General features: G+C 58.2%; 20 protein-coding genes, 2 pseudogenes and 1 riboswitch. Of the genes and pseudogenes, 13 read left to right on the top strand and 9 right to left on the bottom strand.

Translation table 11 applies throughout. The features are described 5' to 3' along the window. The first annotated feature begins 120 nt into the window (after positions 1-120). From ACZ1HN_RS07125 to mdoH, 4 genes are read left to right on the top strand one after another with little or no spacing between them, the layout of a single operon-like run. The gene (locus ACZ1HN_RS07125; RefSeq protein ID WP_472726995.1) at positions 121-1,467 is read left to right on the top strand and encodes a tetratricopeptide repeat protein; all 1,347 of its coding nucleotides are present in this window, start codon (positions 121-123) and stop codon (positions 1,465-1,467) included. Positions 1,468-1,512: 45 nt separating this feature from the next. Continuing rightward, on the top strand, positions 1,513-2,772 hold the full coding sequence (locus ACZ1HN_RS07120; protein ID WP_472726994.1) for an OpgC family protein: 1,260 nt from the start codon (positions 1,513-1,515) through the stop codon (positions 2,770-2,772). Next, entirely contained in the window at positions 2,772-4,295 is a 1,524-nt protein-coding gene (locus tag ACZ1HN_RS07115) for an OpgD/OpgG family glucan biosynthesis protein (protein ID WP_472726993.1), read from the top strand. The genes ACZ1HN_RS07120 and ACZ1HN_RS07115 overlap by 1 nt, the downstream gene beginning before the upstream one ends. Before the next feature lie 11 nt (positions 4,296-4,306). Further along, positions 4,307-6,139, top strand: a complete 1,833-nt coding sequence (gene mdoH / locus ACZ1HN_RS07110; RefSeq protein WP_299205180.1) for a glucans biosynthesis glucosyltransferase MdoH — start codon at positions 4,307-4,309, stop codon at positions 6,137-6,139. Positions 6,140-6,373: 234 nt separating this feature from the next. Here mdoH and ACZ1HN_RS07105 read toward each other — a convergent pair whose 3' ends face one another. The 4 genes and pseudogenes from ACZ1HN_RS07105 to ACZ1HN_RS07090 form a co-directional block, all read right to left on the bottom strand. Continuing rightward, the gene (locus tag ACZ1HN_RS07105) at positions 6,374-6,886 is read right to left on the bottom strand and encodes a rhodanese-like domain-containing protein (protein ID WP_472726992.1); all 513 of its coding nucleotides are present in this window, start codon (positions 6,884-6,886) and stop codon (positions 6,374-6,376) included. Between the two features lies 1 nt (position 6,887). Continuing rightward, a pseudogene (locus ACZ1HN_RS07100) lies at positions 6,888-7,411 on the bottom strand (YHS domain-containing (seleno)protein). A gap of 143 nt (positions 7,412-7,554) precedes the next feature. Continuing rightward, positions 7,555-8,343, bottom strand: a complete 789-nt coding sequence (locus ACZ1HN_RS07095; RefSeq protein WP_472726991.1) for an SseB family protein — start codon at positions 8,341-8,343, stop codon at positions 7,555-7,557. After that, a complete protein-coding gene (locus tag ACZ1HN_RS07090; RefSeq protein ID WP_472726990.1) occupies positions 8,340-8,921 on the bottom strand; it encodes a uracil-DNA glycosylase family protein in 582 nt (193 codons plus the stop codon). The genes ACZ1HN_RS07095 and ACZ1HN_RS07090 overlap by 4 nt, the downstream gene beginning before the upstream one ends. Before the next feature lie 97 nt (positions 8,922-9,018). Here ACZ1HN_RS07090 and ACZ1HN_RS07085 point away from each other — a divergent pair, with 97 nt between their 5' ends. The 6 genes and pseudogenes from ACZ1HN_RS07085 to ACZ1HN_RS07060 all read left to right on the top strand — a co-directional run bounded on the left by ACZ1HN_RS07085 (position 9,019) and on the right by ACZ1HN_RS07060 (position 15,275). Then, positions 9,019-9,357: an ArsR/SmtB family transcription factor gene (locus tag ACZ1HN_RS07085; protein ID WP_472726989.1), complete on the top strand. Its 339-nt coding sequence runs from the start codon at positions 9,019-9,021 to the stop codon at positions 9,355-9,357. After that, positions 9,350-10,378: a permease gene (locus tag ACZ1HN_RS07080; protein ID WP_299602445.1), complete on the top strand. Its 1,029-nt coding sequence runs from the start codon at positions 9,350-9,352 to the stop codon at positions 10,376-10,378. The genes ACZ1HN_RS07085 and ACZ1HN_RS07080 overlap by 8 nt, the downstream gene beginning before the upstream one ends. A 234-nt stretch (positions 10,379-10,612) precedes the next feature. Then, positions 10,613-11,272 (top strand): ABC transporter ATP-binding protein, encoded by a 660-nt coding sequence (locus ACZ1HN_RS07075; protein ID WP_299205196.1) that lies wholly within the window; start codon positions 10,613-10,615, stop codon positions 11,270-11,272. Beyond that, positions 11,250-12,917, top strand: coding sequence for a KpsE/RkpR family capsule polysaccharide export protein (locus tag ACZ1HN_RS07070; RefSeq protein ID WP_472726988.1), 1,668 nt, complete (start codon positions 11,250-11,252; stop codon positions 12,915-12,917). The genes ACZ1HN_RS07075 and ACZ1HN_RS07070 overlap by 23 nt, the downstream gene beginning before the upstream one ends. Positions 12,918-12,931: 14 nt before the next feature. After that, complete coding sequence (gene kdsA / locus ACZ1HN_RS07065) at positions 12,932-13,765, top strand: 3-deoxy-8-phosphooctulonate synthase (RefSeq protein ID WP_299205202.1); 834 nt, start codon at positions 12,932-12,934, stop codon at positions 13,763-13,765. Positions 13,766-13,779: 14 nt separating this feature from the next. Beyond that, positions 13,780-15,275, top strand: a pseudogene (locus ACZ1HN_RS07060) (phosphomannomutase/phosphoglucomutase). A 171-nt stretch (positions 15,276-15,446) separates the two neighbouring features. On the opposite strand, the gene ACZ1HN_RS07055 reads toward ACZ1HN_RS07060, so the two are convergent. Continuing rightward, complete coding sequence (locus tag ACZ1HN_RS07055; RefSeq protein ID WP_472726987.1) at positions 15,447-15,938, bottom strand: GNAT family N-acetyltransferase; 492 nt, start codon at positions 15,936-15,938, stop codon at positions 15,447-15,449. A 134-nt stretch (positions 15,939-16,072) separates the two neighbouring features. Beyond that, positions 16,073-16,157: riboswitch (glycine riboswitch) on the top strand. Positions 16,158-16,317: 160 nt separating this feature from the next. On the opposite strand from ACZ1HN_RS07055, the gene gcvT reads away from it, so the two are divergent. From gcvT to gcvP, 3 genes are read left to right on the top strand one after another with little or no spacing between them, the layout of a single operon-like run. Continuing rightward, positions 16,318-17,442, top strand: coding sequence for a glycine cleavage system aminomethyltransferase GcvT (gene gcvT, locus ACZ1HN_RS07050; RefSeq protein ID WP_472726986.1), 1,125 nt, complete (start codon positions 16,318-16,320; stop codon positions 17,440-17,442). 15 nt (positions 17,443-17,457) lie between these two features. After that, positions 17,458-17,817: a glycine cleavage system protein GcvH gene (gene gcvH / locus ACZ1HN_RS07045; protein ID WP_472726985.1), complete on the top strand. Its 360-nt coding sequence runs from the start codon at positions 17,458-17,460 to the stop codon at positions 17,815-17,817. Positions 17,818-17,829: 12 nt separating this feature from the next. After that, the gene (gene gcvP, locus ACZ1HN_RS07040) at positions 17,830-20,667 is read left to right on the top strand and encodes an aminomethyl-transferring glycine dehydrogenase (RefSeq protein ID WP_472726984.1); all 2,838 of its coding nucleotides are present in this window, start codon (positions 17,830-17,832) and stop codon (positions 20,665-20,667) included. Between the two features lie 34 nt (positions 20,668-20,701). Here the strand turns inward: gcvP and ACZ1HN_RS07035 are convergent, their stop codons facing one another. The 4 genes from ACZ1HN_RS07035 to ACZ1HN_RS07020 are packed head-to-tail and all read right to left on the bottom strand — an operon-like array spanning position 20,702 to position 25,000. Beyond that, positions 20,702-22,438 carry a thiamine pyrophosphate-binding protein gene (locus ACZ1HN_RS07035; RefSeq protein WP_472726983.1) on the bottom strand — a complete coding sequence of 579 codons (1,737 nt, stop codon included), beginning with the start codon at positions 22,436-22,438 and terminating at the stop codon, positions 20,702-20,704. An 11-nt stretch (positions 22,439-22,449) separates the two neighbouring features. Next, positions 22,450-23,571 carry an enolase C-terminal domain-like protein gene (locus ACZ1HN_RS07030; RefSeq protein WP_472726982.1) on the bottom strand — a complete coding sequence of 374 codons (1,122 nt, stop codon included), beginning with the start codon at positions 23,569-23,571 and terminating at the stop codon, positions 22,450-22,452. After that, complete coding sequence (locus ACZ1HN_RS07025) at positions 23,568-24,323, bottom strand: aspartate/glutamate racemase family protein (RefSeq protein WP_472726981.1); 756 nt, start codon at positions 24,321-24,323, stop codon at positions 23,568-23,570. Before ACZ1HN_RS07025 ends, ACZ1HN_RS07030 begins: the two co-directional genes overlap by 4 nt. Continuing rightward, positions 24,320-25,000, bottom strand: a complete 681-nt coding sequence (locus ACZ1HN_RS07020; protein WP_472726980.1) for a GntR family transcriptional regulator — start codon at positions 24,998-25,000, stop codon at positions 24,320-24,322. The genes ACZ1HN_RS07025 and ACZ1HN_RS07020 overlap by 4 nt, the downstream gene beginning before the upstream one ends. Positions 25,001-25,076 lie beyond the last annotated feature (76 nt).

The raw sequence follows: 25,076 nt of genomic DNA, 5'->3' as shown, positions 1-25,076 counted from the left end.
TGCTCACGGAACCGCACATGCTGCTTCACGGTTACGTGTTTCCTATGCTCATAGCATACCATTCCTGCCTAGATGTTTTACACCCAGTCAAGAACGCATTCGGTAAAAGGTCACGCACCCATGATGCACGATATTTGTCAGGCGCCCGTCAGCCTTGAAGACCCCGCTCTCGTTGAAGAGTGGAACGGCTTGATCCGCGCCTTCCTTGCGCATGGCACTGCAACCCCCACACATCTGGGGGCGGTCCTGTCTGGCGCGCCCCAGTTTGCAATGGGATACGCCGCAAAGGGTCTCTTTTCCCTGATGATGGGGCGAAAGGAGTTGTGGGATGTTGCCCATCAGGCCGGCAAGGATGCGGTGGCTGCATTGGCTGTTGCCGGAGGCTCCGCACGCGAACGGCTGTGGGTTCGTGCTCTGGGCGAATGGCTGGATGGTCGCCCTTCGGGCGCCATAGCCGCAATGGAGCGTGTTCTGGCCGATCATCCCACCGACACCCTGTCAGCCAAGGTAAGCCACGCCATCCGTTTCATTCTGGGCGACGGTGTCGGCATGCGCACCTCAATCGAGAACGTGCTGGGTGCCCACAAGGATCACCCACTCGAAGGGTATTTGCACGGCTGTCATGCCTTCACTCTGGAAGAGACAGGTGACTATCACGCGGCAGAAGCCGCCGGCCTCAAGGGGCTAGAACTGGCAACGGACGACGCTTGGGGTCTGCACGCCGTAGCCCACGTTTATGACATGACCGCCCGTCCTGACGCGGGCATTTCTCTCATCGAAAACAATGTTCCAGCATGGGACCACTGTAACAACTTCCGCTACCATGTGTGGTGGCACAAAGCGCTGTTGCACCTCGACCGGGGCGAAAACGACATCGTACTCGCGCTCTATGATCAACAGATCCGCGCGGACAAGACAGACGACTACCGTGACATCGCCAATGCGACATCCCTTCTGATGCGGCTTGAGCTTGAGGGCACCCAAGTGGGGGATCGCTGGACCGAGTTGGCGGATTTCGCACAACACCGCACGGATGACGGATGCCTCGTTTTTGCCGATCTGCACTACCAACTGGCCCTTGGCGCCGCTGGGCGTGAGGACGCTCAGGCTGCAATGACCGCACGCTTTGCTGTCGATGCAGCACGTCAGGGTGAAATGCCTGCACGTGTGGCTGATCCGGGCAAGGCTGCCCTATCGGGCCTGAATGCCTTTGCCGAAGGGCGCTACGACGCGGCGTTCCAAGACCTCGCTGCAGCGCGCCCGTCGATGCAGACCATCGGTGGCAGCCACGCCCAGCGCGACGTGTTCGAACGGATGACGATCGATGCCGGCCTGCGGTCAGGCATGTATGACGCGACCGAAGCCTTGCTCGAAGATCGCATTGCACGTCGGGCAGGCGCAGTCGACCGGTTTGCCGCAACCCGGCTCGTCTCGATCCAGGACGCGCGGCGCATTCCCGCTCAATAATGTGCGGGGATAGCACCCATTTGTGAGGTAAAGTAGACAGCTGCCATGACTTTTGCCGACCCAACCACCACTGCAGCGCCTTCCGCTGCCGCCGTGCCAGCCAATCCGGTGCGGGTGCGTGATATCCGTCTGGATTTCTTCCGCGGGTTGGCGATGTTCATTATCCTGTTTGCACATACGCCGGGCAACTTCCTGACCTCATGGATCCCTGCACGTTGGGGTTTTTCGGACGCGACCGAAATCTTCGTCTTCTGCTCAGGCATGGCATCCGCCATTGCCTTTGGCTCCACGTTCCAGAGGGCTGGCTTTGCCCTTGGGACAGCCCGCGTTGGCTACCGTATCTGGCAGGTTTACTGGGCGCATGTCGGCCTGTTCTTTGCCACGACAGCCCTATTGGCGTTTGTTACGGACCTTGAGATTACGACCCGCAACTACTGGGGCCAATTGAACCTGTGGATGCTGTTTGTCGAAGGTGAGCATTGGCAGAACCCGGACATGCTGTTCCGTTTCATGACGTTGCAGTGGGTACCAAACCTTTTTGACATCTTGCCGATGTACATGGTGATCCTTGCCATGATGCCCATCGTGATCTTTCTAGCGCGAGTGCATCTGGGGCTTGTCGCGGCATTCTGCGGCATCCTGTGGATACTTGGCCAACGCAAATTCATGGAGGCGATGGGCCTGCCATATCTGAATTTCACTGCTGAACCATGGGTCGGAAATGACGATTGGCAGCGGCGTTGGTTCCTTAACCCGTTTGGCTGGCAGCTTGTTTTCTTTACCGGCTTTGCCTTCATGCGCGGCTGGTTACCGAAACCGCCCGTCAACAAGGTGCTGATCGGTATCGCCGCCTTTATCGTGCTGGCCAACATCCCTTTCTCGAGCATTGGCGTGCGTGAACTGGGCTTTGACTGGGCCCGTGACTGGCGTGCCGACAACCGCCAGTGGATCTCCAAATCCGACTTTGGCCTGCTGCGTTACGTGCAATTCCTGGCGCTCGCTTACCTTGCCTGGGTTCTGGCAGGGGATAAGGGCCACCGCCTCCGGGTGTCGACGACTAGCGCGCTGGCTCGTGCCTGGGACAAGGTCCTGACGGTCATCCTGAAGGTGGGTCAGCAATCCCTCGCGGTTTTCGTCGTGTCTATCTTCGTTGCGCGGTTCAACGGTTTTGCGATGGACGTTCTGGGCCGCGACACAGGCACCGTGCTGGCAGCCAATGCATTCGGGTGCGGCATACTGATCCTGACGGCCTATTTGGCAGGCTGGTTCAAGTCCGTTCCCTGGAAACCAAAGGCGAGCTACTGATGCTGCGCCGCGAATTCCTCGCTTCCCTTGCAGCGCTTGCCGCAGCCCCCAATGCGTCTTGGGCGCAGGATGAACCCGGTTTGCCATTGGGCGATGCCGTGTCCTTCAACCCGTCAAACGTCATCGACATGGCCCGGGACAAGGCCAACCGCGCCTATGAACCACGCCCGATGATCCCTGAAGCGTGGCAGAACCTTACCTACGATCAGTATCGTAAGATTTGGTTCGACAGCCGCAATGGCCTGTGGGAAGGCAGCGATGCACCACAACGGGTCGACGTGTTTCCGCCGGGACTCTACTTTCCACAAGCCATCCGCACATATGTGGTCGAAGGCGATCAGGCCCGTCCGATCAAGTTCGACATGGGCGTCTTCGACACGACCGACAAATTCCCTGACGTGCCGATTGACGACACCTTAGGCTATTCTGGTCTGCGTTTGCGGGCAGAGCTGCGCCAGCCCGGCATCCATGAGGAATACGCCGTTTTTCAAGGTGCCAGCTATTTTCGTGGCATCGGCACCGGGGATATTTACGGCCTGTCGGCCCGGGGCCTTGCCCTCAAGACCGGCGATCCGATGGGCGAGGAATTCCCCGACTTCACGCATTTCTGGCTGGAGCGCCCCGCAACTGGAGCGGCGCAAATCGTCGTTCATGCGTTGCTGGACAGCCCGTCCTGCACCGGGGCCTACCGGTTCGAGATCATGCCCGGCCAACCGCTTGTGATGGAGGTTGAAGCGGAAATCTTTGCCCGCGCCACTCTCACACATGTGGGCATCGCACCTCTGACATCGATGTTCATGTTCGATGACATGAACACCCAACGCTTCGATGATTTTCGGCCGGCAGTGCACGACAATGACGGGCTCATGATCCACAATGGTGGCGGTGAGGTGATCTGGCGTCCTTTGGCCAACCCACGCACCCTGCAAATCAGTGCTTTTGGCGACAACAATCCACGGGGTTTCGGCCTGATGCAAAGGGCGCGTAAATTCAGTGACTTTAATGACCTGGAGGCTTTGTATCATCGCCGCCCTGGTCTTTGGGTTACACCGGGTGAGGGTTGGGGACGCGGAAGTGTGGCGCTGATCGAAATCCCGACGGACAAGGAAGTCTACGACAACATTGTTGCGTATTGGCGGCCCTCAGCTGACATTGAGGCTGGTACATCCCGCCGCATGACCTATCGCTTGGATTGGGGCGCGGACCCGGCGCCGAAAGCTGCCATGCCGCTGCGCGTTTTGAATACTGCTGCGGGCGGACGGCCCGAAGGCGGGCGCATCTTCACAATTGACTTCGAAGACGCGCCCCATGTTCCCAAGGACCTGTCAAAAGTGGACCGACTTGTCCGCTCCAGCGCGGGTGATGTGACCGAAGGTATTATCCAACGCAATCCCGAAACCGGCGGGCCGCGCCTTGCATTCACCTTCATGGCAGGTGACGCACAGTGGGCCGAATTCCGTGCGCAATTGCGGCTGGACGGGCAAGCTCTCAGCGAAGTGTGGCTCTATCGATGGACCATATGATACACACAGCAATGCCTCCCCGCGCGCCGCTCGATATGCCGGCGCAGGATTTTGCATGCGCGCCTGCGAACTCGGATGCAGGCACAGGCAAACAGGACCCGATTTGGCGCATGGCGGTGTTCATCCCGGCTCTGACAATCACAGGCCTAGTGCTTTGGGGGCTCTACGGCCTGTTCAAGATGTCTGGCATGACGGGCTTCGAGTATGTGCTTTTGGCTCTTATCGGCCTCACGTTCGTCTGGGTCACCATCGCCGTCTCAACCGTCGGTGTCGGGTTGGCTGGCAGACTTGATCCAAACCGCAAACCCGAACCTTCGGACCCGTTGGACGTGGCTCTTCTGGTGCCCGTCTACAATGAAACACCGTGGGACGTATTCGGTAACGCAGCCGCAATGCTGACTGACTTGGCCCGCCAAAAGGGCGGTCATCGGTACAGTCTCTTCATCCTGAGTGACACGACCGACGACCTCATCGCGTGGCAGGAATGGCAAGCTTTCGAAGCTTTGCGGAGCAGCGCGCCGTTTCCAGTCCATTATCGCCGCCGCGCACAGAATACGGATAAAAAGGTTGGCAACCTCGTCGACTGGATCACGGGATGGGGCGCTTCTTATGAAGCCATGCTGGTTCTGGATGCCGACAGCCTGATGACCGGCCGCGCTATTGATCGACTGGCCAGCGAGCTGGCTGCAGACCCAAAGGCCGGTCTGATCCAAAGCTTTCCACAGCTGATCGGCGCCAACACCCTATTTGCGAGAATGCAGCAGTTTTCCAACGTTGCGTATGGCTGGTTGTTGGCCGAAGGGCTCGCGCATTGGTCCCGGACCGAGGGTAACTATTGGGGCCACAACGCGATCATCCGCACGCGCGCCTTCGCTTCCTCCGCCGGACTGCCACATCTGCAGAGTATGACAGGACGTACCAACATGATCCTGTCTCATGATTTTGTCGAGGCATCGCTCCTGCGACGTTCTGGCTGGCGCGTGCGTTTCCTGCCCCGTATCTCGGGCAGTTTCGAAGAAACCCCCGGAACACTGATCGACTACGTGATCCGTGACCGGCGCTGGTGCCGAGGCAACCTGCAACACTTGCGCCTGCTGACCACACGTGGCCTGCATCCGGTCAGCCGCTTCCATCTGTTTCAGGGGGCAGCTGCCTACTTGATGTCGCCCGCGTGGTTCGTTCTTCTCGTGTTCTGGGCGCTTCTGGGCCGCGATGCAGAGACCAACGTGATCTCGTACTTTAACGAGGCGAACCCTCTTTTTCCCAACTGGCCACCGGCCATGACACATATCGACAGCGCCATCTTCTTGGTGGTCATGTACGCTATGCTGCTGACGCCCAAGATCACCTCTGCCCTGATTATCGCCGCCAACGGCAAGGCGGTTCGGCTCTTTGGTGGTCGTAGCGTGTTTGCAGGTGCGGTGGTGACAGAACTCGCGCTGTCTGTTGCCTATGCGCCAATCATGATGATCCAGCAAACCAAAGCCGTGATTGGAGGGGTGATGGGCCGTGGCGGATGGGCACCGCAAAGCCGTACCGCACAGGCATATCCGATGACAACCTTGATCAAGTTCCATTGGATTGAAACCCTGATTGGTGCCCTTCTGTTCCTCGGGTTAGGTACGGGACTGGTATCGTGGTGGCTTATCCCGATTGCTGCGAGCCTGGCCTTTTCTGTCCCGCTGTCTGGCCTCAGCGCATATCCTTTGGCCCATATCCGGCCACCAAGCCTACGGCTCGACAATCCCCTCACGCTTCGCGAGCCTGCCATCGTCGGCAACGCCCGCACTGCACGCGCCGAAATGCGCGCGCGGATTGAAGCGTCGGAAATCGCAGCCGAGTAGCAATCTACGCGAGAAAGACAACGCGCGCAGTCGAGCGGTGTTGAGGCAAAGCAATGGACACCGCCAAGCGATGTCTTGTTGCGCGAAGGAATACGGGTCCGGGACCAGCCGGTAGATCGTTTCGAAGCAGAAACGGCAGCCGTCTGTTAGATTTGCGAAAACGCCCTTGCGTAGAGAGGGCGATACAATTGTTGAGCAGCACAGCGCGTCCGAAAACAACCGTTCGGAAAAAATCTACTCGGGCTGCCATGTCACGGTCGGTAAGCCGCGCTTCAACCAACCAGGCCCTGCACCCGATCCCAGCATTCCCTCCGGCACATCGATGATCGTTGTAAATCCGGCTGTTGTCAGACGCTCGGTCAAACGACGGGAACGCACGCCGCGGGCGCAGATCAAAGCAACAGGCACATCCCTACGCCCATCCGTATGAATCAGAAGCGCGTCGGTAAAGTCCTTCCGGCGCATATCCAACGGAACAGCCCCCTCACCCACACCGGTCCGCTCCCATTCGTCAGGACGGCGGATGTCGATCAACAGGATCGCACCGTTCACCGCCGAAGCATGGGCGTCCGGTGTGCTCAGCGTTCCTTCTAACCCGGCCTCGGTCGAGATGTTGTACCACCGCGATGCAAAAACCGCGCCGCCAACGATGGCCACTCCGGCGGCAAGGCCAAAGCCCCGGCGCGTCATCCGCGCCGGGGCCTCTGCCCGATCAGTTCGGGAATGCTCTGTCGGGCGATCCGTCATATCAGGTGTTTGGAGCTTCGCTTGTGAATTTCGGAATGGTGCTTTCCGATGCTGCATCACCCTCGAGGCTGACCCAGTTGCTTTCCGAAACGGTGATGTTGCCTGGAATGTCTTCTTCCCAGAAGCCCACAACAACGTCTGTGATGTTCAGATACAGCTTGTCATCGACGATGCGCCACAGGTTGGGGTTGGCGGGCACTTTCCCCCCTTGGCAACACCGTAGGCACAGTGACCGTCATATTGAGGGGCATATCGCGCGGGATCAGCAGCAAACTTGTCGCGGTTTTCCTCGGTTGAGAACGCAAAGGTCGCACCATTGTATTCCGCGGTGATGTCGGCATTGCCGGGAACACCTGGTGTTTGGGTTTGACCGACTGGCTTCATCTCAAGGTCAAAATAAGCCACCACATCATAGCCAGAGACGGCAAATCCCGTCTCATCAATATACTGGTCGCCGGCGAACGCGGCCGTTGTGAAAGTCAAGGCGCTTGCAGCCGCCGCAACGGCCAAAGTGAATCGATTCATCATTTGTGATCATCCTCTGTCAAACTGAGCCCCCCGCGCGTCACTGCGGTGGATAATCAGTCATTAGGGGTCCGCGGTCCAGCATTTCAGCCTGCCTCGCGCTGATGTGAGATGGCGTCGGATTCCGTGAATACCGGATGCTCTTAACGCAGGCGCGGCGGGCGGTCCGGGTCCATGCCCGGAGCGGCAGGCTCAGGCGACCGTACGGGTGCAGGTTGCGGCAAATCAAAGCGCAAACCAACACGTGCAAGACGCTGAGTCACAGGATCATTGGCCTCAAAAAATCCCACATCCATCGCTCCTGCATCGATCCCGGAAAAGGTCAACACCTCGGACGCGGCTCTGGCCAAGGCGCCCTCGGCGCCCGGCGCCGCACCGACAAAAGCCAGCATGTGACTGCGCGCACCGTCCGCATCCGTCGTACCGACAAGATATGCAATTTGTGCCAATCCCGTTGCCGTGGCCAATTTGGTATCCACAGCCGAGATCAGCATTTCCGGCAAACCTGTTGGAGCGGATACTTCAGCCAGCCGTGCCTCAACTTCGTCCGGACCATTGCCGAGTGTCCGCGCAAGCCATTGCACTCCATCCGCATCCAGCAGAAAAGACGACTGGGCCACGTCAAGGTTCAACCCCAACCCCAACCCCTGTTCCGCAAGCAAACCTGCGATTATCCGACCGGACAGCGCGGCATATGGTGCCTCAGCACCAACAAACAGGGCCAACCGGTCCTCGCGATCAAAGACAAGAACAAGCGGACCAGAACCGGGGTCGAAGACTTGCGGCGTGATCTGCTCACCTTGCGCCTCTGCTTCGAGCAGAAGGAACAGTTCCGCATCCCCCAAGCGCTCAAAGAACCGCAACCGCTTTGCATCATCCTCGGGCGCAGCCAGCATGGCGGCATGCGCCTGATCGAGAACCGTTTCTGTCACGCCAACACCTCTTTTACACGCGCCCGCAGCACAGGCAGCACGTCTGCCTCGAACCACGGGTTTTTCTTCAACCACGCGGTATTGCGCCAAGACGGATGAGGCAAGGGAAAGGCCCGAGGCGCGAAGTCGCGCCAAGCAGCCACGGTTTCACGCACCGACATATTCGTCCCCAGATGCCAAGATTGGGCATATCCGCCAATCAAAAGAACCAATGGAACCTCACCCATATGATCCATGACATCACTTCGCCACGTTTTGGCACAGATCTTGGGCGGCGGTCGGTCCGATCCCTTTGCGTCGTAACCGGGAAAGCAAAACGCCATCGGTACAATGGCCAATTTGTTTCGGTCGTAAAATGTGGCCTCGTCCATACCAAGCCAATCGCGCAGCCGGTCTCCGGAAGGGTCGGTGAAGGGCCGTCCGCTTTCGTGTACACGCGCGCCGGGCGCCTGACCCGCCACGAGGATCCGTGCGCCGGGCTTGAACCAAACGACGGGACGCGGGCTGTGCCCTGTTTCGGTCGCAGCAAATCGATCCGCACAAAGCGTGCAAGCACGAATGTCTTCAGGCAATCCCATAAAAAACACCTATGCGACACCAATGGGTTAGGCAATCAATTCGATACTCTTCGAAATAAACCTTGCGTGACTCCAACATTTCTATAATTCTAGAAATATGAAAATAGAATCTCATCACTCGCTTGATCTGACACGCGCCGCCGCAGCCTTTGCCGCACTTGGATCAGAACAACGCCTGTCGGTTCTGCGAACGCTGGTACGGGCCGGGCCCGAAGGGCTGAGCATCGGGGCATTGGGTGACCGCACGGGCGTCACAGGCTCAACCTTGACCCATCACGTCAAAATCCTTGCCAGTGCGGGTCTTGTGACACAAGCCCGACAAGGCCGTTCGATCATCTGCGCCGCCGTCGCCTTTGGCGAGGTGCAAGACCTGTCGAACTTCCTCCTTACAGAATGCTGCGCAGACAGCCCCAACTCGGATCATGATCATGGCTGACACCACTACACCGGTACCTGCTCAACGGCGCAAGTTCCTTGATGGCGCATGGATTGCATCGATCGCGGTTCTTGTGGTTCTGGCTGTTCTGGACATAGCGCAGCTTTGGCCGACGATCACCTTTGCCGCGAATGCGTTGCTACACACAGCCCCGTTCATCGCCTTTGCAGTCTGCGCAGTTGCCTATCTAAAAGCCACGGGTGCGGAAAACCTGCTGGCAAAGGCGTTTGAGGGGAACCCCGCACGCATGATCGTCATGGCAGCACTGCTGGGCGGCTTGTCACCCTTTTGTTCATGCGAAGTCATCCCGTTTATCGCTGCACTGCTTGCAGTAGGTGCACCGCTTGGCGCGGTTATGGCTTTCTGGCTGGCCTCTCCGCTGATGGACCCGGCCATGTTCGCAATCACCACTGGCGCAATCAGCTTCGAATTCGCCTTGGCAAAGACAATTGCGGCGGTCGCGCTTGGTATGTTCGGCGGGTTTGGAACGCTGATGCTGTCGGGCACACCGGTCTTTACAAATCCGCTACGTGAGAAGCCGTCGGTGGGCGGGTGCTGTGGCGTGAAACAGCCCTTCTCATCACAGCCGATCTGGCGGTTCTGGACCGAACGCAACCGCCTCGACATCTTCCGTAGCACGGCTTTGGACAATGCGATTTTCCTGCTCAAATGGCTGACGCTCGCCTACGTGATCGAGGCAGTCATGGTGCACTATATGCCCGCCGATCTGATTGCATCGGTTCTAGGCGATGGTGGCATCGGCACGGTGATCCTTGGTGCGCTTGTGGGCATGCCCGCCTATCTGAATGGTTACGCGGCCGCGCCGCTGGTGGCAGAACTGATGGATCAGGGTATGGCTGCAGGAGCAGCTATGTCATTCATGCTGGCCGGTGGCGTCAGTTGCATCCCCGCCGCAATAGCCGTTTGGGCGCTCGTCAAACCACGCGTCTTTGCTGCTTACCTGAGTTTCGCACTGGCGGGGTCTGTCATCGCCGGCATGGCTTGGCAAATTCTGAGCTGAGGCATACTCAGAGTACGAACAAACAGCACACGGGCATATCAAAGACCCGTGTACATTCCCCCAAACTGTCCATTCCGTCGCGACAATACCCCGTGAAACCTATACATTTAACAGGACTTTGGACATAATATCGCCTAAGTCGGTGATTAGACCGTTAAGACGCCTCTGGTAAGGAGGGCCCTGGTCTCCCACGTTAATGCGCGGGGACAAAGCAGACACCGCGGAGCAACGGGGATGCTGGAATTCGAAAATGTATCCAAGTCCTTCTGGACGGGCACACAGCGCAAGGTGATCCTTGATCGTGTATCCTTCCGGGTGGAATTGGGCCATTCGTTTGGCGTGCTGGCCCCCAATGGCACCGGCAAGACGACCCTGATCAACATGATGGCAGGGCTCGAGAAGCCAGATGAGGGCGAAATCCGCCGCAGCTGCAACATCTCCTTTCCTCTTGGGTTCATGGGCGGGGTGCTGCCCAAGATCTCTGCACTCGAAAACTCACGTTACATTGCACGGCTCTATGGGCTTGATCCCGACTATGTGGAAAGCTTCTGTCGCTGGCTCTGTAACCTGGGTGAGTATTTCGACCAGCCCTTGGGTACGTATTCATCGGGCATGCGGGCGCGGTTTTCATTCGCGCTTATGTTGGCTCTCGACTTTGACATCTACCTGATCGACGAGGGCATGCCCTCGTCAACAGACGTTGAATTTAATCGCAAAGCAGGCGAGGTACTGCAGGAACGGCTGCGTACCACAACAATCATCATCGTGTCGCATCAGGCGCAAACGCTTGAGAAATTTGCGCGCTCAGCCGCAGTTTTGCTGGACGGCAAACTGCACATGTTTGACACGCTGGAAGAGGCAAAACGGCTTTATGACTACGAAACCCAAAGCTAGGAAGTTCCGGATCAAGCGCACAGCGCCCGCGCTTGGCAGTGCGGCGCCTGCGTCCGAGCGCGATACTGCTCCCGAAAAGCCAGCGCCTGAGGCCAAGCCGCGTGAGCAAGCTCAAAAACCTTCCGCCCAAAGCGGAGAAGTCGCGTCGAACCAGCAGGTGCAAAGTGAAAATACCATTGATGCGATACGCCAGGAGGGGCTGACCGGTCGGCAACTGCGCATGGCGCGACGGGTGGCGCAGAAGCACGGGCTGGCACCCACATCCGACTTTGATGCCGTTCGCCTGCTGCGCGCCAAGGGAATTGATCCATTCCAACGCGCGAACATGCTGGAGCTTGTTGTGCCGCAGGCGGGGGCCGAACAACATGAAGGCGGCGCGCCGGATGCCTTCGCAAGCCTGCCTGCAAGTGCCGGAGGTGCTGGGCGCGCGCAACTGCCACAAACCGTGCCTGTGAAACAGCAGCAACTGCCGTCAACCGAACTTAGCCCGGCAGATCGAAGATCTCAGGAAATCCAGAACATCCAGCGCGACATTGCACGGCGTCGCCGCAAGAAGATGGGCCTTTTGCTGGTCCGGCTGGCCTTTTTCGTGATCCTGCCCACCTTCCTTGCCGGCTACTATTTTTACACCATCGCCACGCCGATGTACGCGACCAAGTCCGAGTTCCTGATTATTCAGAACGAAGGATCGGGCGGCGCCGGACCCCTTGGCGGCCTTCTGCCTACACAATTCGCCACCAACGCCGACAGCATTGCCGTGCAAGGCTTTTTGCAGTCCAAGGATGCGATGCTGCGGCTCGACCGCGATGTCGGCTTCAAGACGCATTTCACACAGAACTGGATCGACCCAATCCAGCGGCTGAGTGACAATCCCACCAATGAAGAAGCCTACAAAACCTATAAGAAAAACGTTAAAATCGGCTATGACCCGACAGAGGGCATGATCCGGATGGAAGTGGCCGCCGCTGATCCACTGGTATCGGCCGAGTTCTCAAGCCAGTTGATCGACTACGCGGAACAGCGCGTAAACAACCTGTCCGCACAAAAGCGCGATGACCAGATGCGCGACGCCCGCCAAGGGTTTGAACGAGCAGAGTCGGAGCGCCGCACAGCGCAAGAAAACCTTGTCCGATTGCAGATCGAGGGCTCCACCCTCGACCCGGAGGGCGTGATCGCTTCCCTGCGCACGCAGATCGGCCAACTCGAAACACAAATCATCGAAAAAGAGATCGAGCTGGCCAGCTTGCTGAACAACGCGCGGCCCAACCAAAGTCGGGTGGACGGCGCGCGCGGCACGCTTGAAATCCTCAAAGACCAACTTGCGGCTCTCAACAACAAGATGACCGATGTGAGCCAGGGCGAAAACTCACTGGCGGAGCTTGCCGCACGCATCCAAATCGCCCAGGCCGACCTTGCCTCACGCGACTTGATGCTGCAATCGGCTCTGCAACAGATGGAACAGGCGCGGGTCGAAGCAACCCGTCAGGTGCGCTATCTTACAGTTGCTGTGGAACCCATCGCGCCCGAGGAACCGACCTATCCCCGCGCATTCGAAAACACGATCTTGGCATTCCTCGTCTTTGCAGGCATCTATCTGATGATCTCGCTCACCGCGTCGATCCTGAGAGAACAGGTGACAAGCTAGGGTCTGGACCCACTATGAAACATGTTGAAGTCGCCGATCTCACGATCGGCAATGACCGTCCCTTGACGGTGATCGCAGGCCCTTGCGCCTTGGAGAGCATCGACCTCGGCCAAGAGGTTGCCGGGCGTATGAAGGAAGTCTGCGAGGCAGCTGGCGCGCAATATGTCTTCAAAGCAAGCTATGACAAAGCCAACCGCACATCGCTAAAGGGTGGGCGCGGCCTTGGGCTGGACGCTGGGTTAAAAGCGCTGCAAGCGGTCAAAGAGTCCATCGGTGTCCCAGTACTTACGGATGTGCATACAGAGGCTCAATGCGCCCCGGTGGCTGAAGTCGCTGACATCCTGCAAATCCCCGCCTTCCTCTGCCGTCAGACGGACATGCTTTTGGCCGCTGGCGACACGGGTGCCGTGGTGAACATAAAGAAGGGCCAGTTCCTGGCTCCGTGGGAAATGCCCAACATCATCACCAAGGTCGAAAGCACCGGCAACACTCGTATCCTGTTAACAGAGCGGGGCACATCCTTCGGCTACAACACTCTGGTGGCCGACATGCGGTCGCTGCCGCAGATGGCGCAAACCGGCTATCCGGTGGTGATGGATGCCACCCATTCGGTGCAGCAACCGGGGGGCAAAGGTGGATCAAGTGGCGGGCAGCGTGAATTTGCACCTGTTATGGCGCGGGCGGCAGTGGCCATCGGAGTCGGCGCCGTCTTTATCGAAACGCACCCCGATCCCGACACTGCCCCGTCAGACGGGCCAAATATGATTTATCTCGATCAAATGCCCGCCCTGATCGAGACTCTTATGCAGTTCGATGCGCTCGCCAAAGCGCGCCCAATGACATTTTAGTCAAAGAGTTTTCCATGACCAAACCTGCCGCCACCGTGACCCCGAACACGTGGGAATTCCTGCGCGACCCCATGATTAAGCCGACGGGCTTCCGCGAGTATGATGCGCGCTGGAAATACCCGGACGAGATCAACCTTCCCGGGGTAACAGCACTTGGTCTTGGCCTTGGGACACAAATGCGACGGCGCGGCATCGATCCTGTGATTGCCGTAGGCAACGACTATCGTGATTACTCTCTCAGCATCAAGAACGCCCTGATCGTCGGGCTGATTCAGGCAGGGATACAGGTCAAGGACATCGGCCCAGCCCTTTCCCCCATGGCCTATTTCAGCCAGTTCCACCTTGATGTGCCGGCGGTTGCCATGGTCACTGCCTCTCATAATCCCAACGGCTGGACCGGCGTCAAGATGGGCTTTGATCGCCCCCTCACTCACGGCCCGGACGAGATGTCGGAACTGCGCGATATCGTATTGAATGGTAGTGGTGAAGCACGTCCTGGCGGCGGCTATGAATTCGTTGACGACGTGCAGGAAGCGTACCTTCAGGACCTTGTCGGCGACTTCAGAATGACACGCCCACTCAAGGTCGTGTGCGCCACTGGCAACGGCACCGCCGCGGCCTTTGCCCCCGAACTCTTCCGCCGCATCGGTGTCGAAGTGGTCGAAAGTCACACAACGCTCGACTACACCTTTCCAAACTACAACCCGAACCCCGAAGCCATGGAAATGCTGCACGACATGGCGGACAGCGTAAAGCTTCTGGCGCAGACCTTGCGCTTGGATTTGACGGGGATGGTGACCGCTGCGGCGTTGTGGATGATGAAGGGGAAGAGATCTTTGCCGACAAGGTGGGGGTCATCATGGCGCGCGACTTGTCGAAACTCTACCCGAACGCAACCTTCGTGGCCGATGTGAAATCCACCGGCCTCTTCGCCTCAGACCCCGAACTGCAAGCGAACGGCGTCACGGCAGACTATTGGAAAACCGGACACAGCCACATGAAGCGGCGGGTCAAGGAAATCGGCGCCCTCGCAGGGTTTGAAAAATCAGGCCACTATTTTCTCGCTGAGCCAATAGGACGCGGCTACGATTGCGGGATGCGGGTCGCGGTTGAAATCTGCAAACTGATGGATCGCAACCCTGACATGAAGATGTCGGACCTGCGCAAGGCGCTGCCGAAAACACACTCAACCCCGACAATGTCCCCCTACTGCTCGGACACTGAAAAATACAGCACACTGGACCGTATTGTCGCCAAGCTGACAGCCAAGGCCGTTGCGAATGAACCCATCGCAGGTCGCGCAATCAAGGAGGTGGTGACGGTAAACGGCGCTCGGGTCATTCTGGATAACGGCGGTTGGGGTTTGGTGCGCGCTTCGTCCAACACGCCGAACTTGGTGGTGGTCTGTGAAAGCCCGGAAAGCGAAGACGAGTTGCGCGCGATTTTCGCAGACATCGATGCGGTAATCCGGACTGAAGATACCGTTGGGGAATACGATCAGACCTTTTGACGGGCGCGCCGACCCATAACCTGACGCAATGCTCGTAATTTAGAAACGGGCCACAATCAGTTTTGCGGCCCGCCCATTCAGACCGCCTGCCAACCCTCACTGCGAACAGGTTGAAGCCATTCGACTTCATGTTGCCTAGCCTAGAAGAAACTTATGTCTGCCAACGAGCGATCACTGCAATATGTCGAAGCGCTTGCAGATCAGGTTTCTTGGCGTCCTGTATGTTCGAAAGCCCATCGCTTCGTAGTATGCCAACCCTTCCGGATTATTCGCGCCAATGCTTGCGTCGATATGAGCCAACCCTGCATCTTGCGCAGCCCTACATGTGACATCGAATAATGCGCGACCAACGCCACGCCGTGCTGCGGAGGGTCGTATGTGCGTGCCAACAATGCCCCACCCCGGTTCTACACCCCATTGGTTGCCCGCACGGGCAGTTTTGAGTGACTGGAATCCAAGTATGATCCCATCGTCCTCGGCCACGGAGCAACGAATCTTATCGACGCTTTCAATGTAGTATTGCCGTACGAATTCCTCATCGTCAGGACTCAAACGTTTGCCAGCGGCCGTCAGCTCGCGAAGAAATGTGCTCATCTGCTCAATATCTTCAACTGTGCCGTTCCTGATAATCATCGTCATTCTCCACTGCATTTTGCCAATCATGCACATCAGTCGCGTGTGACCTCAAGGACCCGCAAGCAAGCAAAGGGTGGGATGGCCGATACAAGCGCAGGCGATCGGCATGTTTCAACTTTCTGCTTGCCACTTCGGGCAAGTTTCCGATACGAAACTCTCATAACTTGACATTGGGAGAACCAGTTTACTGGTGCCGAAGGAGCAACTGCCTCGGAAACTCTCAGGCCAAAGGACCAATGTCAGGCCAAACTACTCTGGAGAGTGATGCCATTGGCATCCGCCGAAGGGATAATGATCTCAGGCACCCGGGACAGAGGAGGCACCGACGCGCAAGAGATGTCTTGCGCATGACTTGGTGCCGCATGATTTGACGCAAATCTTGTCGGCTTGAAAAAGGTGATGAGGCATGTCCGATCTAAAGCAGACCCCGCTTCACGCGTTGCACGTTGCCCTTGGGGCCAAGATGGTACCCTTTGCGGGGTATGATATGCCGGTGCAATACGAACTGGGGGTCATGAAAGAGCACCTCCATACGCGGGCGAAGGCCGGTCTTTTTGACGTCAGCCATATGGGGCAGGTCATTGTGCGCGGGACGACTTATGACGCGGCTGCACGTGGTCTGGAATCGCTGATTCCAGTCGATGTGCTGGGCTTGGGCAAGAACCGCCAACGTTATGGCTTTTTCACGAATGCGGATGGCGGCATCGAAGACGATCTGATGCTGGCGAACCGCGGGGATCATGTGTTCGTTGTGGTGAATGCTGCCTGCAAGGACGCCGATATTGCGCATATGAAAGCCGCGCTTGAACCGGATGTGACGGTGACTGAGATCACCGACCGTGCCTTGCTGGCTTTGCAGGGGCCTGCCGCTGAAGGTGTGCTGGCCGCGCTTGATCCGCGTGCAGCAAAGATGCGCTTTATGGATGTGGCTACGCTGGATCTGAACGGGGTTGAGGTCTGGGTTTCCCGGTCCGGTTACACGGGCGAAGACGGGTACGAGATTTCGGCACCCATGGATGTCGCGGAAGACATTGCAAAGGCCTTGCTGGACCATTCTGACGTTGAAGCCATCGGCCTCGGCGCGCGCGATTCCCTGCGGTTGGAGGCGGGGCTGTGCCTATATGGGCACGACGTTGACGCCACAACAACGCCTGTTGAGGGCGGCCTGACATGGGCGATCCAGAAGGTGCGGCGCGCGGGCGGAGACCGGGAAGGTGGCTTCCCGGGGGCGGAGAAAATCCTGGCCGAGATGGACAGTGGCGCCGCGCGCAAGCGCGTGGGGTTGCTGCCCGCCGGTCGCGCGCCCATGCGCGATGGCGTGGTGCTGTTTGCAACCGAGGATGCGACCGATCCCATCGGCGCAGTCACCTCGGGCGGGTTTGGCCCCACGGTCGGAGGACCTGTTGCGATGGGATATGTCACCACTGAGCACGCCGCGCCGGGCACCAAAATTTTTGGCGAGTTACGCGGAAAACGCCAACCACTCACGGTAGCAAAAATGCCGTTCACGGCAGCCAACTTCAAACGATAGCAGAGAGGGAAACCAATGAAATACACGGAAGAACACGAATGGCTGCGCGCCGATGGGGATGCGTATGTCGTGGGTATCACCGAACACGCGACAACGCAGTTGGGCGATCTGGTCTTTGTCGAATTGCCCGAGGTTGGCACGACCGTCAGCAAGGATGATGAAATTGTTGTCATTGAAAGCGTGAAGGCGGCGTCCGACATCATGGCCCCGATTGACGGAGAGATCACCGAGGTGAACACGGCATTGGCGGATGATCCGAGCCTCGCTAACAGTGATCCGCTGGGCGAGGGCTGGTTTTTCAAGATCAAGCCTTCCGACGCGTCCCAGATCGACACCTTGATGGATGAAGCCGCCTATAACGCGCTGATCGGCTAGGGAACATAATCGATGACTTTCAAACCCACCGACTATCTGCCCTATGATTTTGCGAACCGCCGCCATATTGGGCCATCCCCTGCCGAAATGGATGAGATGCTGAAAGTGGTGGGGGCGAAAGACCTCGACGCACTGATCGATGACACGATCCCGGCCAACATCCGGCAAAAGGAACCGTTGGATTTCGGCAAGGCCAAGTCGGAACGGGAACTTTTGCACCACATGCGGGTGACGGCCTCGAAGAACAAGGTTCTGACCTCGCTGATCGGGCAGGGATACCATGGAACCGTCACGCCCCCAGCCATCCAGCGCAACATCCTTGAGAACCCTGCGTGGTATACGGCATATACCCCGTATCAGCCTGAGATCAGCCAGGGGCGCCTTGAGGCGTTGTTGAATTTCCAAACGATGGTGTCGGACTTGACGGGCCTTGAGATTGCCAACGCGTCGCTGCTGGACGAGGCCACGGCCTGCGCCGAGGCGATGACCATGGCGCAGCGGATCAGCAAGTCGAAGGCGGTTGGCTTCTTTGTCGATGAGAATTGCCACCTTCAGAACATCGCTGTGATGAAGACGCGGGCACAGCCGTTGGGCATAGAAATCATCGTCGGCAATCCCGATGATCTTGATGCCAGCGCCGTGTTCGGCGCGATTTTCCAGTATCCGGGCACCCATGGTCACATCCGGGATTTTACCGATCAAATCGCAAAGCTGCATGAGAATAAGTCCATTGGCATCATCTCTGCTGATCCGCTGTCGCTAACCCTGCTCAAAGAGCCGGGGGCGATGGGCGCGGATATTGCCGTTGGCACGACTCAGCGCTTTGGTGTGCCTGTTGGCTATGGCGGTCCACACGCGGCTTATATGGCGACCAAGGCCAACTATGCCCGTAACATGCCGGGCCGGATTGTCGGGGTGTCGGTCGACAGCTTTGGCAACCGGGCCTACCGCCTGTCCCTGCAAACGCGCGAGCAGCACATCCGCCGGGAAAAGGCGACGTCGAATGTCTGTACGGCGCAGGCGTTGCTGGCCGTCATGGCTGGATTCTACGGCGTTTTTCACGGACCGGACGGCCTGAAAGCCATTGCGCAGCGCATCCACCGCAAGACCGCCCGATTGGCAGAAGGGCTGAAACAGGCGGGCTTCGATGTGCGCCCGGCAAGCTTCTTTGACACGATCACAGTCGATGTGGGGCCATTGCAATCGGCTGTGATCAAGTCCGCCGTCGACGAAGGTATCAACCTGCGCGCAGTGGGGGCGACCGCAATCGGCATCACGCTGGACGAACGCACGCGGCCCGCCACTATTGAAAAGGTCTGGCGCGCGTTCGGGATCGAACGGCAGGACAAGGATTACACGCCGCATTACAAAATGCCGGAGAAGCTGATCCGCACATCCGACTTCATGACACACCCGATTTTTCACATGAACCGGGCCGAGACGGAGATGATGCGCTACATGCGCCGGCTCGCGGATCGCGATCTGGCGCTGGACCGTGCAATGATCCCGCTGGGGTCGTGCACCATGAAGCTGAATTCTGCCGCCGAGATGATGCCGATCAGTTGGCGAGAGTTTTCGCTACTGCATCCCTATTGCCCCAAGGATCAGGCCGCGGGGTATATCGAGATGATCGACGATCTGTCGGCCAAGCTGTGCGATGTCACCGGCTATGACGCGATTTCCATGCAACCCAATTCGGGCGCGCAGGGGGAATATGCGGGCCTTTTGACCATCGCAAGCTGGCATCGGGCCAACGGCGAAGGACATCGTGACATCTGCCTCATCCCGATGAGCGCCCACGGCACCAATCCTGCATCCGCCCAGATGGTCGGGTGGAAGGTGGTGCCCATAAAGTCAGCGGACAACGGCGACATTGATCTGGATGATTTCCGGGCCAAGGTGGCGGAACACAGGGACAACCTTGCCGGTTGCATGATCACGTATCCGTCGACCCACGGCGTGTTCGAAGAGACGGTAATCGAGGTGTGCCAGATCACACATGATGCGGGCGGACAGGTCTATATCGACGGGGCCAACATGAATGCCATGGTGGGTCTGAGCCGCCCCGGCGACCTGGGCGGCGATGTCAGCCATCTCAACCTGCACAAGACATTCTGCATCCCGCATGGTGGCGGTGGCCCCGGCATGGGACCCATCGGTGTCAAAGCGCACCTGACCAAACACCTTCCGGGCGACCCCAATGGTGGCGAGGGTGCGGTCAGCGCTGCAGCCTTTGGGTCACCCTCTCTGTTGCCTATCTCGTGGGCCTACTGCCTGATGATGGGCGGCGACGGGCTGATGCAGGCGACGCGCGTTGCCATCCTGAACGCCAACTACATTGCGAAACGGCTCGAAGGGGCGTTCGAGGTGCTTTACAAGGGGCCGACCGGTCGCGTGGCGCATGAATGTATCATCGACACACGCCCCTTTGCCGACAGCGCACACATCACGGTGGACGACATTGCAAAGCGGTTGGCAGATTGCGGATTCCATGCGCCCACGATGTCGTGGCCGGTGGCGGGCACCTTGATGATCGAACCGACCGAGTCCGAGAACAAGGCAGAACTGGATCGTTTTTGCGATGCCATGCTGGGCATCCGCGATGAGATCCGCGCGATCGAAGAGGGGACAATGGACCCCGAGAACAACCCCCTCAAGAACGCGCCGCATACGATGGAAGACTTGGTGCGGGATTGGGATCGCCCTTACAGTCGTGAAAGCGGTTGCTTCCCAACCGGATCCTTCCGCGTCGACAAGTATTGGCCACCAGTCAACCGGGTCGACAATGTCTGGGGAGACAGAAACCTGTCCTGCACCTGCCCACCGATGGAGGACTATGCCAAGACGTGAGCCGGAGACTCGTAACTCCTTGCTTACCGAGCATTTAATAAAAATGCGGAAGGTTTTTGGCCCGGGCAGCACGCACCCAGTTTGGGACGAAGGGCACGATCTTGTCTTGGGTGGGCACCATGATTTCAATGAAACTGGCGCCGTCATGCGCGATGGCGGTTGCCAGTGTGGATTCGATATCCGCCTCTGACGTGATCCGCGACGTGGCGAACCCAAACCCTTCGGCGATTTTCAGGTAATCCACTGTGCCGAAATCCGTCGACCACGGCGCATCCACATCATCCAGCAACACGGCTTCTCCCCGGATCCAACCGAAGCTATCATTTCGATTCAGGACGATGGTCACATTCTTTCCGGATCGTTTGATCGTTTCCATGTCCCCCATCACAAAACCAAGCGATCCATCCCCGGTGAACGAAATCACCGGGCCGTCACAGGCATAGGACGCCCCCAGAGCCGCTGGAACGGAATAGCCAAGCGCGCCCATGGAATAGTTGGTGATATAGCGCCGCCCCGCCCTGCGAAACGTCAACAGCGCCGAAGGGTAGATCGCGCTGACCCCCGGTTCGGAGGTGACGACTGCGTTGTCGGGCATAAGCCTGTCCAACGCCTGTGACAGTTTGACGGGCGATATCGTCCCTTCGGGCATCGGGATGTTCGAGTTGAACACCTTGTCGAGCGCCGTCTTTTTCGTCGCGGTCACATTAACGCGGGGACGGTCAAAATTTGAGTGCTCCGTCTTGATGATCTCGACCATGTATTCAAGGCTTGCCCGCGCATCGCCTACCATGCCAACTTCGACCGGGAAGTTGTTGCCGATATGCGCTTCTGCGATATCAAGGTGCAGAAAGGTTTTGCTGTACGGGTCGCCATACAGCTTCCAGTGATCCGTAGCTGCACTGTCCGTGTTCGACCCGATGAAAAAGATCGTATCGGCATCGTAGACATATTGATTGGAATACTCCATCCCACCGCGCCCACCGATGACCCGCAAAGCCAACGGATGATCCTCTCGGATCGTGCCCTTGCCCGGCGTGGTCGTCCCGACCGGTATTTGCAGCAGTTCAGCCAGTTCAACAATAACCTCTGATGCTTTGGAGATCAGCGCGCCCTGCCCGCAGACAATTGCGGGTTTTTCGGCGGCCAGTAGCATTTCGATCGCCGCCCGGATCTTGCCATGGTTGGCGACCGGACGATGCGCAGGATAGGTGCTGTAGTCACCTTCGGCATAGAGATCAGTAACCTCTGCCTCTTCGCCAAAAATGTTGATCGGCACGCGGATGTGGACGGGCGCCGGTCTGCCCGAGGTTGCAACGCGAAAGGCACGCCGAACAAGGAAAGGGATTTCACTGACTTTCGTGACAACGAAGGATTCCTTGCAGATGCTGTCGTAAAGGGCGGTCTGGTCTACGCCCGTCAGCCCATGTTTTTTGTCCTGATTGATCGGAATGTCGGAGCTAAAAAAGATGATGGGCACCGAGCTAAGGAAGGCCTCCGTGATCCCCGGTGTACAGTGCGTGACGCCTGGGCTTGGGGCTTCTAGCACGCAGGGTTTCCCGGTGATTTTGGCATATGCTTCGGCTGCGTAGGAGGCCGTGCGTTCGTCGCGGGTCAGGACAAATTCGATGTCCGAATGTTTGCGCCATTCCTTGTACCACCCGATTGTTGTTTCACCCGGCAATCCAAAGACGTGGGTGACATCATGCAATTCCAGCATTCGCAAGAGCGCCTGCGCGCCATTCATACGTTGAGGGGCTGGTATGTTTGGCATCAGCAACCTTCCTATGTCAGCAGCTGTGTCCGGTAGCGTGCGAGCGCATCCGGATCAGGCGCGGTTCCAAGGCCCGGAGTCGTCGGCACGTACACATGCCCGTCGCGCACCGGGAATGGCGTTTCGGCCAGATCCACCTCTGCATAGAAGGTGGACATGTAGAATTCACAGCCAAACGTCAGATCGGGAACCGCGGCCATCAGATGTGCACCTGCCATGTGGGCAATGGACGTCTCGAACATGCAACCGCCATAGACCTCGATCCCGGCCGCACGTGCAATTGCCGCGATCTCGACACATCGGCGGATGCCGCCGGATTTGGCGGTTTTAAGCGAGAAGATGTCGGCAATGCGGGCCGCCGCACCTCGCGTTGCATCGCGCACATCAAATACACTTTCATCAGCCATGATCGGCACATCGACGGCGCGGGTGATCTCGGCCAACACTTCGCGCTCGTGTCGTTTGACGGGTTGTTCTACGAAATCGGGGCGAAACGTTTCGAGGTCGCGAATGTGCCGGATCGCGTCATAGGCCGGCAGGCCCTGATTGTAATCGACACGCAAGCGGATATCGTCGCCATAGCGCGCACGCAGCTTTTCAAGGCGCATCAGATCAAAGGCGTGATCGGCAAAACCGGTCTTCAGCTTGAATATCCGCACACCGCTGTCCCAGATGTGGGCAACATCCTCCTGATCGGCGCCGAAATCGGGGTTCGCAACCGAAAAGCTGAGCGGAATACTGTCGCGGTGCCGCCCGCCCACCAACTCGGCCACGGGCAAGCCCGCAACTTGCCCGGTGACATCCAACAGCGCACATTCCAGCGCCGCCTTGGCCTCGCTATGACCAACGAGGGCGCGTTCAGCATCATTCATGATCGGTTCGACCAACACGGGGTCACGTCCGATGACATGAGGGCGAAGATTCACATGTAGCGCAGCGGCATTGCCCTCGACCGTTCCGGTGAAGACCGGCCATGGCGATGCCTCACCCCAGCCGGTCAGGCCAGTATCAGTCACAAGCTCGCAGAGAACCACATTGATCCCGCCCACATCGCCCGATCCGTGCGAATGCACCGCTCTGGCTGGAATGGAAACGCAATGAACGCTCATCTCAGTGATACGGTGGTCGCTCACTTTGGAACGGCCTCACTGAGACGGATGTCGTCCAGATCTGCGGGAAAGCGTCGCGGCAGCAGCCCGGCTTGAAACCAAGTCAGATAGGTGTAGATTGAAAAGACCGGGCGCCCCGTGGCACGCCGGATGTCGGCGGCATAGGGCACCATATTGGTGCACTCGAGCAGAATGGCACCGACCTCAGGATGATCCGATACCAGTTGCATCGCTGCCGCGATGTTATCCGCCCGCGCCTTGTCAAAGTCGATCTCTAGTGCATCATCAAGGATGCGCGTGGTGAAGTGTGATCCAGCCCCAGTACCTACAACTGGCGTATCTGGGGTAATACCAGCTGCCTCCAGATGCACGGGTGTCAGTGTCTCGGACGAAATGGTGAGGATACCCAGCGACTGATCGGCAGGCAACGACTGTCGAATGAGGGGCGCTTGCAACAGCGATGAGGATGCGACCGGCACGCCGAGGGCGCGCGACATGTCGTGTTGAAACGGAACGAGAAACCCGCAATTTGTCGCGATCCCGTCGCATCCAAGATCAACCAACTCGCGGCCCGCCCCGATAAACGCATCCAGCAGCGGTGTCGCATCGCCGCGCACCACGTTGCCGGGCGTGGCTGCAGAGACAACCTTGAACTGGACGGGGAACGGCCATGTGGCTGCGTTGCCAATATCTCCGGGAATGCGGGGAAACCGGGTGTTCAGCATCAGGATGCCCACTGTCGCCCCAAAGACTGTTTTGCCACCATATGTCGTCATGTCAGTTCTTCCTGAGGGGCATAGAGATCAGCAAAGGCAAGGCGCACGGCCTCGGACGCATGTTTCGCGCGGTGTTCGATATGATCGCGCATGGCAGCAGAGGCCGCAGCACCATCCCCGGTGCGGACGATGTCCAGAACCGCACGATGCCGTTCCGTTGTCGTGCGTCCGGCAGCTTGCAGACGTCGCAAATCAGCCGTGCGAACAATGCGGATCTTGTCATAGATCGTTTCGAGCATTCGCAACAGCTCGGGGTTGCCCGACAGACCCGCCAGTTGCAGATGAAATGCTTCATCCAGCTCCATCAACCGGATTGGGTTTGTGCAGTTTGAATATTCATCAGCCGAGAGGTCCAGCGATGCATCGATCGCCTCTAGTTCAGCGGGTTTGGCGTGCATTGCTGCTTGACGCACCGCCTCGCACTCAATCGCCATCCGTGCCTGATACAAATGAATGATCCGCTTGTCAGACAGCGTCCGGCAAAAGAAACCGCGCCCCGCGCGAAGCTCAACAAACCCTTCTGCAACCAGACGATTCAACGCTTCGCGCAACGGCGTGCGGCTGGCGCCCAAATCTCGCGATAACGATGATTCATTAATCCTTTCGCCCGGCTTGAAGGCAAAAGATGCCGCCATTTCACGCAATTTCACGTAAATCGCGCTAACCGTGTCGTTCATCTCAGACGTGGCATGGTTCATCTCTTCGTATCCCAATGTGTCAGAGGCAGCCTAGCGCAACCCTTGCATTGCGCAC

This window comes from Tateyamaria sp. GN1-10 (assembly GCF_055693845.1).
This window is presented reverse-complemented; position numbering and strand designations above follow the sequence as displayed.

What these genes read in the sequence shown, in the direction of transcription:
- ACZ1HN_RS07020 (WP_472726980.1), bottom strand. Translation starts at nt 25,000, where the DNA reads ATGAACGACACGGTTAGCGCGATTTACGTGAAATTGCGTGAAATGGCG.
- ACZ1HN_RS07105 (WP_472726992.1), bottom strand. Translation starts at nt 6,886, where the DNA reads ATGACGGATCGCCCGACAGAGCATTCCCGAACTGATCGGGCAGAGGCC.
- ACZ1HN_RS07075 (WP_299205196.1), top strand. Translation starts at nt 10,613, where the DNA reads ATGCTGGAATTCGAAAATGTATCCAAGTCCTTCTGGACGGGCACACAG.
- ACZ1HN_RS07115 (WP_472726993.1), top strand. Translation starts at nt 2,772, where the DNA reads ATGCTGCGCCGCGAATTCCTCGCTTCCCTTGCAGCGCTTGCCGCAGCC.
- ACZ1HN_RS07070 (WP_472726988.1), top strand. Translation starts at nt 11,250, where the DNA reads ATGACTACGAAACCCAAAGCTAGGAAGTTCCGGATCAAGCGCACAGCG.
- kdsA (WP_299205202.1), top strand. Translation starts at nt 12,932, where the DNA reads ATGAAACATGTTGAAGTCGCCGATCTCACGATCGGCAATGACCGTCCC.
- mdoH (WP_299205180.1), top strand. Translation starts at nt 4,307, where the DNA reads ATGCCTCCCCGCGCGCCGCTCGATATGCCGGCGCAGGATTTTGCATGC.
- gcvH (WP_472726985.1), top strand. Translation starts at nt 17,458, where the DNA reads ATGAAATACACGGAAGAACACGAATGGCTGCGCGCCGATGGGGATGCG.
- ACZ1HN_RS07055 (WP_472726987.1), bottom strand. Translation starts at nt 15,938, where the DNA reads ATGATTGGCAAAATGCAGTGGAGAATGACGATGATTATCAGGAACGGC.
- ACZ1HN_RS07120 (WP_472726994.1), top strand. Translation starts at nt 1,513, where the DNA reads ATGACTTTTGCCGACCCAACCACCACTGCAGCGCCTTCCGCTGCCGCC.
- ACZ1HN_RS07025 (WP_472726981.1), bottom strand. Translation starts at nt 24,323, where the DNA reads ATGACGACATATGGTGGCAAAACAGTCTTTGGGGCGACAGTGGGCATC.
- ACZ1HN_RS07080 (WP_299602445.1), top strand. Translation starts at nt 9,350, where the DNA reads ATGGCTGACACCACTACACCGGTACCTGCTCAACGGCGCAAGTTCCTT.
- ACZ1HN_RS07085 (WP_472726989.1), top strand. Translation starts at nt 9,019, where the DNA reads ATGAAAATAGAATCTCATCACTCGCTTGATCTGACACGCGCCGCCGCA.
- gcvP (WP_472726984.1), top strand. Translation starts at nt 17,830, where the DNA reads ATGACTTTCAAACCCACCGACTATCTGCCCTATGATTTTGCGAACCGC.
- ACZ1HN_RS07090 (WP_472726990.1), bottom strand. Translation starts at nt 8,921, where the DNA reads ATGGGATTGCCTGAAGACATTCGTGCTTGCACGCTTTGTGCGGATCGA.
- gcvT (WP_472726986.1), top strand. Translation starts at nt 16,318, where the DNA reads ATGTCCGATCTAAAGCAGACCCCGCTTCACGCGTTGCACGTTGCCCTT.
- ACZ1HN_RS07125 (WP_472726995.1), top strand. Translation starts at nt 121, where the DNA reads ATGATGCACGATATTTGTCAGGCGCCCGTCAGCCTTGAAGACCCCGCT.
- ACZ1HN_RS07035 (WP_472726983.1), bottom strand. Translation starts at nt 22,438, where the DNA reads ATGCCAAACATACCAGCCCCTCAACGTATGAATGGCGCGCAGGCGCTC.